The organism is Marinobacterium jannaschii DSM 6295, assembly GCF_000620085.1.
GTDB classification, from domain to species: Bacteria; Pseudomonadota; Gammaproteobacteria; order Pseudomonadales; family Balneatricaceae; genus Pontibacterium; species Pontibacterium jannaschii.
In genome coordinates this window covers 420,579-433,287 of the sequence record NZ_KK211064.1, presented here as the reverse complement: position 1 = coordinate 433,287, position 12,709 = coordinate 420,579, and the positions used below count along the sequence as shown (strand labels likewise).

Below are 12,709 nucleotides of genomic sequence, written 5' to 3'. Positions count from 1 at the left end.
CGAGCGAGGGCTGTTGATCCGGCCTGCACGCAGCTATACCAAAACCACTTACAGCAAGCACTGGATGAAGAAACATCCGAACCTGCTTCCGGAAACCCGAGTGGATCGACCTGAACAAGTTTTTGTCAGCGACATCACTTACCTAGAAAGCGATGCCGGCGTGTGCTATCTCTCCCTGGTGACCGATGTGTGTAGCCGCAAGATCATGGGATATGAAGTCAGCCGGGAGATGAAGGCCAGTGATACGGTGAAAGCCATGCAAAGAGCGGTGGCGCAGCGCTACACCAACCTACCGCTTATCCATCACTCAGACAGAGGCGCGCAATACTGTTCGGGTTTATATCAACAAGAGTTGAAACGACATGGTATCCAGCCATCGATGACAGACGGCTATGACTGCTACCAGAATGGCCTTGCTGAACGGGTCAACGGGATCTTAAAACAGGAATTTTTACTCTATCGCTGCAAGACCTTTAAGGAGCTGAAGGCCTTGGTGGCGGAGTCGGTGGAGCTCTACAATCGAATGAGGCCGCACTTGAGCCTGGGGATGCAAACGCCAGACGAAGCGCATAGAAAAGCCATCTCCGCACTGGAGATGGCTTAATCAAAAACCGTCAACGTATTTTAGGACGTGACATATTGTTTGAATCAATATAAGACTCAAGCCGCAAGCCCCTGCCATAACAAGCGCAATGCCAATAGGGTAATCACCAGCTTAAACAACTGACTGAACAGTTTAACCGGCAAACGGTTCAGTACCTTAAGTCCCAACCAGGTACCAACAAAGCCAGCCCCGATCATCAACAGCACCAGCGGCAACCACTGCCAGAAGGCAAAACCGGCAACACTGAACACCAGCAGCTTCAGCAGGTGCTGCACACTCATACAACTGGCAAAAGTCGCTGACACCGCCAGCTTATCCGCACTCTGACGATAGACTACCGACGCCACCAGCGGCCCGGTTGCCCCGACAAACATCGATACCAGGGTGGTCAGGCCGCCGAATAAGATCCGCCCCTTAGGCCCCAGATCCATCTGTTTCGGCTTCGGTCCCCAGACCAGAAACAGGATAAACCCTGCCACCGCAAGCTGAATCCACTGCAGCGGCAACTGTACCACTATAAAGTAAGCCAGCACTGCCCCGACCAGGGCCCCCAAAGCAAAGCCACCGACCAACGACCAGTCACAATGCCTGCGCGTCAGCCACGCTCTGCCTCCGTTGGAGCCAAACTGCACCAGGCCATGCACCGGGATCAATGCAGCGGGCGGAACCAGCGAAGCCATCACTGCCAACAACAAGACACCGCCGCCAATACCAACCGCTGCGGTAATAAAGGAAGTAAAGGCTGCGGTGAGAATTAGCAGCCCTATTGCATCAAGTGGTATCATTTCCAGCGGTAATAATTCCGGCACTTTCGCTCCTGACTTAGTATCTGATCCGTGTGACTATTTTCCACGCCCAGATTAATATCGCCATTCGTTTAAAACACATGTGGCTACGTTGATTTTTTGTTCGAAAACAGTTTCTATACTAACTCGCTGTCGTAGTACCCGTGCAGGAAGCATTGGATCAGCCCACTAACATGGAATTGCCCCATCTACGCCCCTGCTATACCGCTATGGACGCAACCGGAACGCATATTTTGTCAATGAATGACCAGGGAAATATCATGCTGAACTTCAAACGCTCTATTCTTACCATTGCCGTAGCCTCTGCCCTAACAGCTTGTGGCGGTGGCGGTGGCGGTGGCGGTGGCGGTGGCACTTCGACTTCAACCCCGGCACCAACGTCTGGCTCAACAGTGTCCGGCACAGCGGTGAAAGGTATTATCCGTAATGGTGTAGTAAAAGCCTACGCGGTAACAAATGGTAGTGTGGATCGTAGTCGTGAGCTTGCTACAGCAACAACAGATAGTAACGGTAAATACAGCCTGGTTCTGCCGACAGATTACGAAGGTCCGGTAAAAGTGGAGATCAGTGCTGTCGCTGATACAGTGATGGTCTGTGATATTGCCGCAGGTTGCGGTACTACTGCTTTTGGCGCCACCCTGTCGCTAGAAAGTGATTTCAATATGGGTGCTGTGATCGCCAATGCCAAACCCAACACCACCATCTCAACGCCAATCACCCCTCTGACTCATATGGCTGCAGGCCTGGCAGAAAAGGCCGGTATCAATGCAGACAAGGTTCACGAGAGCAACACCCAGGTCGCAAATCTGTTTAATCTCGACACTATTACAGATTACGAATTAATCGATGTTACCGACCCTGATAAGCTGGCAGCGGCCAGCCCTGAAGCACAAAAAGCCTCTCTGCTTGCTGCAGCACTGATGGAGGCTGCACTATCAACAACCGGTGACGACGATTTTAGTGACAGCCTGGATAAGCTAACGAACGACTTCGTTGCCAACGACGGTCAGTTTGTACAGAAGGATACCGATGTTCAGGAAATTATCAGTCTTGAAGACATCCTGAGCGCTGAAGCCAGCATTATAGCTAAAGCCAAACAGCATGCGGCAGAAAACGGAAAGACCGTAAATGTCACCTCTATCGAGTCTGAACTTAATCTGCTGATTGCTGAACTGCCAGAACAAGCAGACGACGAAACCAAAACCAATGTTAAGGTTGCACCTGACCTCAATATCGAGAATATGAGTAAAGCCCGCGCCCTCGTCAGTGATATTCGTGACTTGGCCTACAGCACTGGGGCAGCTAGCTCTGATAGCTCAAAGGTCGTATCTTCAGTCGAAAACTTCACAAATCAGATCAGCTTGGTAGAAGGCACAATTGGCGCAGATTCTGAGCCCGTAGTAAAAGCCCTAAAAATAGCAGTCCAAGCACTAGGGATCGCCACTGAAGCAGATACGCTAAACGCTATAAATCTAATAGACGTTGAAAATGAAAGTATCGTTGTACACGCCAAGGACAATGGCAATCAGACTATGACATTGAGCGTTTCTAATGAAAATATCGATGGCGTCACTGTTAATCTGAGCACCGTAATCCATGCAAATATAACTGGAGACGATAGTTCCTCTGACGTTGATGTGGGCTTGAATATCACTGGATCAGCCGCAAGCTCAGCAGCTTCAATGACAATTAAAGATGGTAGCAAGGTCAATTTAGCTTATAAAGAGTCTGTAACTTCTAATTCAACTGGTCCGAATATTGAAGACATCGACCGCATCAATTTTAGCAACGTTGATATGGACTTAATTTTAGAACTGGCCCAGAAAGGTGTTTCAAATCCAGTGCATTTTACCGGCGAACTGGATATAGATGTATCTAACTTGAACCTAACCGCTTATGAAGAATATGGTCCAACAGCTAACCAGAGCCGATTCTCAAACTCTGCAGATGATATTAGCCTCACTTTAAAAGGCACCTTTGCAGATAATTCGAATACACTTTCAGCTACTTTCACTATTGCAGCAAGTGGTGCTCAGACAGGTGTCACCAACTGGACGAACTGGCCTTATGAAGGATCAACCAGCTTCAAAGATAATGTAGATAGAACGGCAAGCCTTAAATTCGTGGCCTCATTGACCGGTTTAAGCAATGAAGCCTCTGTTACTATTACTACATCTACCGCAGATGCAGGCGAAACAGTAACTGGCGAGCTCGCTGTAGCCTGGCAGTCACGTCAGCTGGAAATCAGCGAAAATGGTGATAACTTCGTAGTTACCAGCAAAAACGGTGCACGCCTGGAGCTGAATGACCCGGAAAACACCAAACTTAATGGCGGTATATTCGTAGGCACCAAAAAATACGCCACTGTTTCTGAACTGGATAACGGCATCGTTAAAGTTAGCTACATTGATAACACCTTCGAGTCTTTGCAGTAAATCCAATGGCGGGCTGTTCAGCCCGCCTTTTCGTTCTCTTTAGTCACAGATTATTATGAAACTCAGAATAGCGGCCCCTGCACTAGCCCTCTCGGCCCTCAGCAGTATCAGCCCGCTCCTTGCTGCAACTGTAAATGAGACTAGCGTTTATTTAACTGTGGAAAGCGAAAACTACAGCGATGCCTTTACCATTAAAGGCCTGCTAAACGAGCTAAGCGGCCCGTTAAAAAATGGCGAAAACGCCTTCAGTTTTTCCAAGCTGGAGTCCGGCATCCGTTATAATCAGTTTGAACTGGCACTCTTTATCCGTAATGACTACTTTGCAGCCTTTGCTCCGGACACCGCTCGACTGTTCTATCAGGGCGAAAATAACCTGCCTGTAGATGCAAACAGTCATTACGACATTCACCTGCGCCTTAATAATATCCAAGGTAAAGGGATTGGTTTCGGTTATCAGCTCTCTCCGACGAACAACTTCAGTCTAAAACCACGGCTGAATATTCTTAAAGCCACTGAGCTGACCGATGGCACTATTACCGGTTCGGTAGACACCGATAGCAGCGGCTCCTATTCTTCGCAATTTGGTGTCAATTACGCCTACAGCGAAGACAAGCTGTTTGAGCGAAATGTAGGAAGCAAACCGGATGGTCTGGGGGCTTCTATTGACCTGGATGCCGAGTGGAAAACCTCGGACAGGCTGACCCTGAGCCTAAAGGTGAAAGATCTGTTCGGTCGTATCCGCTGGAATGATGCACCGGCTACAATCGCCAGCGCTAACACCAATAATGTGGCGCTGGACTCAGAGGGTTATATTGATACCAGCCCGGTATTAAGCGGCCGTGAGATCAACCTGGACCATACCCAGAAGATACCGACCCGTTACTACCTGACGGCTTCGACACCACTTCGGGATAACCTCGATCTGGAAGGTGAGCTGTTCCATATAGCCAACCTGAACTTCCCCCGCTTGCATCTGAAATGGCAGCAAGGTAATTACCAGCTAAAGACTTCGCTGGATACCAAAGCTAAAGCACTGGGCATCAGTATCGGCAACCGATACTGTGGTGCGGGCATTATGAGTGACAGTATTGATCCGGATAAGGCTCATAGCTTTAATCTGAACCTGAGTTGTCAGCTCCCTCTATAAGACGTTGAAGCAGTAGTGCGGTTCACTAAATATGAATACTAAACACCATATTACCTTTACCAACTCATCAGAGCCGCCAGTATTACGCTAATCAGCTGTCCCTGCCGCTTTAGCCCTGTTCGGTTAAATACCTGTTTCAGATAAGAGCGCAGGGTTTGTTCCGATTTATGTCGACTGGCCGCGATCTCTTTCAGACTCAGTCCTCTTACAAGATCCTGACAGAGCATCGCTTCGGCGGGTGTAAGGCCAAAATAGCGCCCTATCGAAGTCGCATCGGGTAAGTTGCGGTGTTCGCTATCAAATATAGTCACCAGTGCACCACCGCGCTGCTGACTCTGAACTACGATCGGCGCGATAGAAACAATCAGTTTAGGTTGATCAGATCGTTCGACAAACAGAGTACTCGCACTGAATTCGGCCTGCCCCATACTGGCACTTATCGCCTCAGCCACGTAGCGGAAGAATTGGTTATGAGTCTCAACCTGACCAAATTCCAGGCGGGTAGCATTTTTCCAAACCGCCTTCTCGCGCGAGAACAGGTCGTAAGCGACTTTGTTAGAGTGAATAATATTTGCCTGGTCATTCAGCACAATGGCAGTGTATGGCAGTTGATCCAGTATATCTTCCAATGTTCTGGATACCGCTATCTGCCGGTTAAACTGGTGATAGAGCTGTGCAGTTTGGCGCAGGTAGGGAAGTAAGTGGTTGAGCTGCCGGAACTCATCGACCAAATACTCCCCCTGATGGCTTAAACGCTGTAGCGACAGAACGAGGTAATCATCAGCCTCTACATGTAGTAACGCCCAGGCAACATCGTGCCAGTCCAGGTCCGATTCAAAGAAATTATGTTTTTTATCCGCATAAAACTGATCTATAAACGGACGCACGGATTGAAAAACTTCCGGTGACGAGCGTACCGCCATCTGGTGAACGATATCGCCTTCGATAATATTGTTCTCGTGATACCACTCCAGAATTCCCTCCGGCAGGCCATATTGCCAGATATACTCCATCCGCATTTTTTTCTTATTCAGGCAACATAACGCAGCTGAATTAGCGTTGAAGGTTTTAGCCAGCAATTGCAGAAAGGGTATAAATCCCTGTTTCTGATCGAGGGAAGCATAGAGCTGCTGGAATAGCCGGCTATCACAGCCCGGTTCAAAATGTATTGCGGTTTCTACCGGCGACCGTTGGCTTTGCTCTTCCATTCAGTTTTCCTCAGTCTTCAACCCCTTCTTCAGAACCGGGTAGCAACCAGTTTCAGACCATCAGTGCTGCCAGAATCACGCTGATCAGTTGCCCCTGACGGTTCAGTCCGGTTTTAGCGAAGATCTGCTTTAAATAGGATCGCAGGGTAGCCTCCGATTTATGCCTGCGTTCTGCGATCTCCTTTAAGCTCAATCCGGCAATAAGGTCTTCGCACAATAGGGATTCCGCCTGCGTCAGCGAAAAGTAGTCTGCTATATCCTCGGCAGCTGGAAGTTTACGCCGTGCCGGATCATAGACCGTCACCAGAACGCCGCCACGCTGAATATCAAAGCCCTCAACGGGCGACATCGTGACGATAAGGCCGGGCTTATCGGGACGGTCGATAACCAATGTATTGGGGTGAAAAGCCTGTTGACCCATACTGGCCCGAATCGTCTCGACCAGCTGTTGCAGGAACAGCTTCTGATCGCCGGTTCTAAGCAGCGTCAGACGACTGTTTTCCAGCCGAACAACAGACTCGGCCGAGACCAGTTGACGTGCAATGGCATTGCTGTACAGCACTACCGCTTCGTCATTAAGCACGAAGGTTGCTCCTGGCAGGGCATCCAGTACGGCAGCCATGGAAACAGCGAATTCAGCCTGACGGTTGGCCCGGCGATAAAGCTGCAATGCCTGGCGGATAAAGGGTACCAGCTGATCCAGTAACGCCAGTTCTTGCGGCTGATATGTCCCCTGCTCTGTGGTGCGCTGTATGATCAGCAGCGAAGTGATCTGGTCACTGGCATCTGCAACCAGCCAGGCCGCATCCATCCAGTTCAGGTCTCTTTCGAATTTTTTAAAATTCTCACCCGGCTTAAAATCCGCCAACAGAGGAATAACCGACTGGAAATGACCTTGCCCCACTCCCTGCCTAAGCGCGGCCTGCACAACCGGGTCAGACTCAGCCATGTTATTTTTCAGGTACCAGTGCAGAAAATCTTCCGGCACGTTGGAATACCAGAGGTATTCAGCCCGAATACTGGCACGGTCATATCCGACCAGTAGCGCTGAAGAAGCATTAATAGCGCAGGCCAGCTGCTGCAAGAAGGGATGAAAACCTTCCCGGGAGGTCAGTGCTCCATAGAGAGTCTGTATCAGAACAGCACTGTCAAATGAACAGTGAGAGGGATTTGAAGGGAGTTGTTTAGCTTCGGTCTGCGAACCCTGCACCATATTCAGTCCTTTCCTTTTGACCGCGACGTTACTGAGCTTACTATCAAGAAAACCACATTCACAAGCTGTTTTTTCAGCCATTACTCCGACAATCAAAGATTTTAACGACAGGAATCTAAATTCCAGTAGCTAACAATCTACAATTTTTCTTGCAGTAACATACAGTTACGCGCCGACTAAAAAACAAGCAACACCCCCCATTTGGGGGTAGCTGTTCAAATTCTGATTTGCTCAAATCCAGTTCTTACAGTCATCAATTCCGCCCTATTCAGGTGCCTCCCCCGCTCTGCTGAGCTTTAAAGCTGGTAATAGAACGGGGCTATTTCTGCGGACTAACCCAGTTTTTGACTGTTTCAGGGAGTAAAGGAGAGAGCATGAACGCGAATATTCCAGGGATATCCCGGAGTTTGCTGGCCACCGCTATAGTTACAGCCGGCCTCACCGGCTGCGGCGGTAGCTCAGACTCAGGCAGCACATCATCCCCCACCACACCGACGACACCTTCAAACCCCACTTCTCAGTCGATCAGCGGCAGTCCGGTTGATGGCCCTATCGCACATGCAGTGGTAAAGGCCTTCGCGCTGAATCTCAGCCAGGGCACCTTCGACAGCAGCAGTCCGCTGGATGAGGGCGATACCGATTCCAAAGCAGCGATACAGAACCTGGCATTGCCATTCCCGCTAAACCCTCCTTACTTACTGGAGTTCAGCAGTAACGACAATACCCGCGACCTGAGTACCGGCGAGAAGCCAGTCATTGGCACCCTGCGCACTATCGTTACCGAAGAGATGCTTAATGGCGGTAAGCAGATCTACGCGACACCGCTCACCACAATGGTGGTAGACCTTGCTTTGCAGTGGTATCAGGACTATCTCGCCATTGATGGAAACGGCGAAGATAAAGCGGTATTCAACGGATTCCTGGAGAAAGCGACAAATACAGTGGCGGACACACTTGGCTTCGGCCTGGTGGACGGTGAGGATGAGGTCGATCTGTTTACCACGCCTCCACTGATCACCGAGGACCTGGCCACAGCCGATGTGGAAAAGGTAATCAAGTACCGTACCGCCGTGGAAGCGGCGGCGAAGGTGATCAAAAACCTCACCGGGGATGCCGATAATGCCTCAGACCAGACGACCCGGAGTGCAATCGGAAAACTGACCCAGGACCTCAAAGACGGAGCCGTGGATGGTCAGGACAGCACCAGTGAAGCAGCTGATAAGTCGATCAGCTATGACAATAGCGTAGTGCCTGAAGATACCATCACCAACAGCCGTGATGACTTTGAAACACCGGAACAGATCCGTACCCGCCTGATTAACGAAAAAGCTGAAACCGCTCCAAACAATAACGCAGATACGACTCAGGCCGATCTCAGTGACGATGAGCCGGTAATCCGCCTGATCGCCGATGCCGATGGCGACGGCATTCCCGACAACAAAGACAATGACAGCGATAACGACGGCGTCGATGATAACAGGGACGACTTCCCATTCGACAAATCCCGCTGGCTCGACACCGATGGCGATGGTATTGATGACGGTGCCGACAGTGATGATGATAGCGACGGCGTCGCCGATAGCGCCGACGATTATCCACTGGATGCCAGCCGCAGCCGCTTCGACGACCAGGACAACGACGGCTGGCCTGCCGATCAAGACAGCGATGACAACAATCCTGACGAACCAGCGATAGCCTTTAAGGACAGCGATAAGGACGGCAAAGCCGACGAAGGCGGTAAAGATCCGGACAACGACGATGATAACGACGGCGTTGTTGACGACGAGGATAGATTCCCGCTTGACCGCCGCTATGCCAAAGATACCGATGGCGACGATATTGCCGACCGCCTCGATGAGGATATCGATGGCGATGGCGTACTCAATGCTGCCGACCCGGACCCGTTTGATGCGGAGGTAAAATCGGACTTCGACAAAGACGGTATCGCCGATAACTTCGACAAGGACGATGACAACGACGGTTCCCCGGACGAAGAGGATGCTGACGACAACAATCCGGACCAGGATGGTGATGGCGTACGTGATGGTCGCGATGCCTTCCCACAGGACAAGACCGAGCAGCGTGATGGCGATAAGGACGGTGTCGGCGATAACAGCGATAACTGCCCGACGGTCGCCAACAGCGATCAGCTGGATGCCAATCAGAACGATCTTGGCGCAGCATGCGAAGACCATCCCTTCGGGTTTTCTGAAAGCATTACCACCAACGAAGATACCTCGGTGGATATCAGCCTCAGGGGCATCTACCATAACAAGGCCGATTCCACGATGGGCACTTCACAGCCCCCTAACTCGGCCCAACTGGAGTATACAGTCCAAGAACAACCTACACACGGAAGCCTGACTGGCACCCCTCCAAACCTACAGTATATTCCTAATGCAAACTACGCTGGGGAAGATCAGATCGGATTTCAGACTAGCAATGGCGAACATAGCTCCGAGCTGGCCTTCGTCAGGATCACTATCAACCCGGTTAACGATGCCCCAACCATCAATCTGGGCTTCAGCTCTCAAACGGCCACCGAAGATACCGCTTTCGCCCTTGACCTGAGTGGTAAGGCTAGCGATATCGACAGTCCAAGCCTGAGTCTGGATGTCAGTCGTCAGGATGGCAGCCCCCTGCCGGAATGGCTTAACTTCAACGCTGCCCAACAATTGCTCGGCGGCACCCCGCGTAATGACGATACCGGCAATCTGCCACTGCGTGTCACTGTTAGCGACGGTGCTACCCAGAGCAGCGCTGATTTCACCCTGATGGTTGAGGACGTCAATGACGCGCCAGTAATCGGCAACACGCCTCCCGCCGGTGCAGCACCGGGCGAAAGCTACAGCTATACCCCAAGCGTCAGTGATGTGGACAGTGATGGCTTCAGCTTCAGTCTGAGCGGCGAATTGCCTGAGGGCCTGAATTTCAGCACCAGCGATGGCTCGATCAGCGGTACCGTTAACACCAGCGCTGAGGAAAAAACCTACGGTGGCCTGACCCTAAGTGTTGAGGATGGCAAGGGCGGCAGTGACAGCGTTGACTTCAGCATCACCGTCTCCCTCAGCAACCATGCCCCGACTATCGACAGTACTGCCGATGCCGAAGTGGATGAAGACAGTGCCTACAGTGCCACCTTCACGGCCAGCGACAGTGATGGTGATAACCTGACCTTCAGCACCAGCGACCTGCCGGACTGGCTTATCGGAACTCAGGATGGCAATAAATACACCCTCTCCGGCACACCGCTGAATAAGGATGTCGGCACCACCGGTCCGATCGTTGTCAGCGTCTCGGATGGCACCACCAGCGCCAGCGCCGATAGTTTCACCCTGACTGTGCGTAATACCAATGATGCACCCACCATCAGCGGTACGCCGGTAACGAATGCCACGGCGGGCAGTCCGCTCAGCTTTAGCGTCAGCTTCAACGATGTCGATAGCGACGATAGCCATACATTCAGCATCAGCAATAATCCGAGCTGGCTTAGCATCGATTCGGGTAGCGGTCTGGTCAGTGGTACACCGACAGACAACGATGAGGGTAGCCACAGCGATATCCTGATCAGCGTCACGGATAAAGCCGGAGCCAGCGCTTCGCTGTCAGCATTCTCTATCAACGTAACTATCCCGAGTGGCGATACCCTGACCTGGGGCAGCGGTAACTGGGGCGAAGCCAAGTGGCAGTAAGTCTGCCTTTTAAACACATGGATTTAACAGGATTTACAGGTGAATAAAATGGAACAGAACAAACTGACCACTAGCGTGTTTAAACTCTCCGCCCTGGCGGCAGCCTGTCTGCTGACCGGTACAGCCATGGCAGGGGTCCCCAACACCTTCAGCAATGGCCAGGTCGCTGATGCTGATGCCGTGAATGCCAATTTTACCGATCTGGATAACCGCCTCAGTGGTGTAGAAAGTGCGCTGGGCGATGGCTGGCGATACAAAACTATCGACTGTGCTGCTGATAGCAATGCTCTGATGACGGCGCTAAACGCAGGCTTTAACAACATTAAAATCTCCGGCGAATGTACAGCGGGAGATATTTATATGGAAAACCAACAGCTGCGCTTGCGCAGCAGTGATCCATCAAATCCGGGCTCAATCAAACTGGCAGCAAATACACCAAGTATTCTATTTATCCGCAACGGCTATCTGCGCCTGGATGATCTCACTCTGGCCGGTGCTAAAGTCGGAGAACAGGAAGCGGTGGTTTACCTCGACACCCATAGCTTTGGGCGTTTAAACAACATCACTATTGATTGCGCTGGTGGTGACAACGGGCTGTTTATACGCGCCTCTTCTGTCCGTCTTGATAACACGACGATAGGCTCAAACTGTGTAAATGATCCGGTGCAGTTGGCTGACGGCGCCTATCTGCGCGTTAACGCCGGAAACACCATTACCAATCATGGCAGCAGAGTAGAAGGAGCCGCCATTCTGGCAGTGCGTAATTCCTCTGTGGATGTTCGTGGCGACAACAACCAAATCATCAATAACAGCAGTACAGAAGACTCCTATGCAATAGCGTTGTATCACAATTCATCGATGCGGACCCGTGCCGCCGGTTCGGGCAAAACTGCCGCTATAGTTAAGGGCATCATCGATATTTCAGCCTCATCCTCCGCGTCGCTGCAAGCTTTCACCTGGCAACCGGACAATGCCAGCAATAAAGGGTTATTTACTCAGGTATCCAGTTCGCTTCATATCAATGGCCTGAACCTGTCGGGTGCTACCATCGAGGCAATTGAAAACAGTACCGTCGTCATTGACGGAGGCTCTCATACTGACACCAAACTGGAGTTTTTTGACGGTGCAGTTGGGATACTGGAAAACGGCGTACAGTTTGACAGTACTTCCAGCGTTGAAGTGGGCCGTCATAGCTCTGTTAGCTTACACGATGGCAGTGATATCGCCGGTGCAGTATCGATGTATACCTTTGCCGGAGGATTCATGGATGACAGCAGCTCTGTCACAGGTACCGTGACCTGCAACGCTAAAGTTGCGGAATTCTGGGATGACGGCGAGAAGAAAGACCTCTGCCCTAACTGATAACCCGCAATGCGGCCATTAGCGGCCAGAACCTGTCAGGTACTGGCCGCTCCAACTGACCCGCCTCCCCTTCGGGCGGGTCAGTTTTTTCTGCACCTCTCTTCAGCCATGCAAAAATCTGTTACTCTTCTGCTTCTCGCTCGCCTGCACATTCTCCCAGCAAGGTAAGCAGAATCAAACTTACGGAGTAGCCCCCACGACAACGATGTCATAAAGCATTAGCGGCACAGCGCTAGAATCGG

8 protein-coding genes are annotated in these 12,709 nt (G+C 51.1%); 5 read left to right on the top strand and 3 right to left on the bottom strand.

Annotated features, from left to right (window positions below):
* Positions 1-604, top strand: a 604-nt coding sequence (locus Q354_RS0117810; protein WP_027858776.1) for an IS3 family transposase, incomplete at its 5' end; no start/stop codon positions are given.
* A 56-nt stretch (positions 605-660) separates the two neighbouring features.
* Here Q354_RS0117810 and Q354_RS0117805 read toward each other — a convergent pair.
* Entirely contained in the window at positions 661-1,413 is a 753-nt protein-coding gene (locus Q354_RS0117805; protein ID WP_245601077.1) for a sulfite exporter TauE/SafE family protein, read from the bottom strand.
* Between the two features lie 257 nt (positions 1,414-1,670).
* Here Q354_RS0117805 and Q354_RS0117800 point away from each other — a divergent pair, with 257 nt between their 5' ends.
* Both Q354_RS0117800 and Q354_RS0117795 read left to right on the top strand, forming a co-directional pair.
* Positions 1,671-3,845: a hypothetical protein gene (locus Q354_RS0117800; protein WP_156948414.1), complete on the top strand. Its 2,175-nt coding sequence runs from the start codon at positions 1,671-1,673 to the stop codon at positions 3,843-3,845.
* Between the two features lie 157 nt (positions 3,846-4,002).
* Positions 4,003-4,992 carry a hypothetical protein gene (locus Q354_RS0117795; protein ID WP_027858773.1) on the top strand — a complete coding sequence of 330 codons (990 nt, stop codon included), beginning with the start codon at positions 4,003-4,005 and terminating at the stop codon, positions 4,990-4,992.
* Between the two features lie 56 nt (positions 4,993-5,048).
* On the opposite strand, the gene Q354_RS26390 is transcribed toward Q354_RS0117795, so the two are convergent.
* Both Q354_RS26390 and Q354_RS0117785 read right to left on the bottom strand, forming a co-directional pair.
* Positions 5,049-6,200, bottom strand: coding sequence for a helix-turn-helix domain-containing protein (locus tag Q354_RS26390; protein WP_051560261.1), 1,152 nt, complete (start codon positions 6,198-6,200; stop codon positions 5,049-5,051).
* Between the two features lie 52 nt (positions 6,201-6,252).
* Positions 6,253-7,494 (bottom strand): helix-turn-helix transcriptional regulator, encoded by a 1,242-nt coding sequence (locus tag Q354_RS0117785; protein WP_156948413.1) that lies wholly within the window; start codon positions 7,492-7,494, stop codon positions 6,253-6,255.
* Between the two features lie 293 nt (positions 7,495-7,787).
* Here Q354_RS0117785 and Q354_RS27570 point away from each other — a divergent pair, with 293 nt between their 5' ends.
* Positions 7,788-11,105, top strand: coding sequence for a putative Ig domain-containing protein (locus Q354_RS27570; protein WP_051560257.1), 3,318 nt, complete (start codon positions 7,788-7,790; stop codon positions 11,103-11,105).
* A 180-nt stretch (positions 11,106-11,285) separates the two neighbouring features.
* Positions 11,286-12,467, top strand: coding sequence for a hypothetical protein (locus Q354_RS0117775; RefSeq protein ID WP_156948412.1), 1,182 nt, complete (start codon positions 11,286-11,288; stop codon positions 12,465-12,467).
* Positions 12,468-12,709: the final 242 nt, after the last annotated feature.

Coding starts and splice junctions, on each gene's coding strand:
- Q354_RS0117785 (WP_156948413.1), bottom strand. CDS start 7,494: ATGGCTGAAAAAACAGCTTGTGAATGTGGTTTTCTTGATAGTAAGCTC.
- Q354_RS27570 (WP_051560257.1), top strand. CDS start 7,788: ATGAACGCGAATATTCCAGGGATATCCCGGAGTTTGCTGGCCACCGCT.
- Q354_RS26390 (WP_051560261.1), bottom strand. CDS start 6,200: ATGGAAGAGCAAAGCCAACGGTCGCCGGTAGAAACCGCAATACATTTT.
- Q354_RS0117800 (WP_156948414.1), top strand. CDS start 1,671: ATGCTGAACTTCAAACGCTCTATTCTTACCATTGCCGTAGCCTCTGCC.